At 61.0% G+C, this 259-nt stretch carries 1 protein-coding gene; it reads right to left on the minus strand.

Annotated features, from left to right (window positions below; genetic code table 11):
- Positions 1 to 255, minus strand: a 255-nt coding sequence (locus A3764_RS01220; RefSeq protein WP_201722383.1) for a site-2 protease family protein, incomplete at its 3' end; no start/stop codon positions are given.
- Positions 256 to 259: the final 4 nt, after the last annotated feature.

The following is a 259-nucleotide window of genomic DNA, read 5'->3' on the forward strand; positions in this document are numbered from 1 at the left end:
CGCATCGCCCGCGAATTTGACGTAACCGCCAAAGGGCAGCGCCGCGACCTGCCAGCGGGTGCCCCGCTTGTCATGGCGCGAAAACAGGACAGGGCCGAAGCCAAGGCTGAAGACATCCGCCTGGATGCCGCACCAGCGACCGACGATGTAATGCCCGTATTCGTGAATCGCGACGATGACCGACAGGGCCACGACAAAGGCAACCAAGGTCCAGATCAGGCTGCCGAATTGCGGCGCCAGCGAAAAAATGTCCAAAACT

This window comes from Sulfitobacter sp. HI0129, from assembly GCF_001635395.1.
In the GTDB taxonomy this organism is placed as follows: Bacteria; Pseudomonadota; Alphaproteobacteria; order Rhodobacterales; family Rhodobacteraceae; genus Sulfitobacter.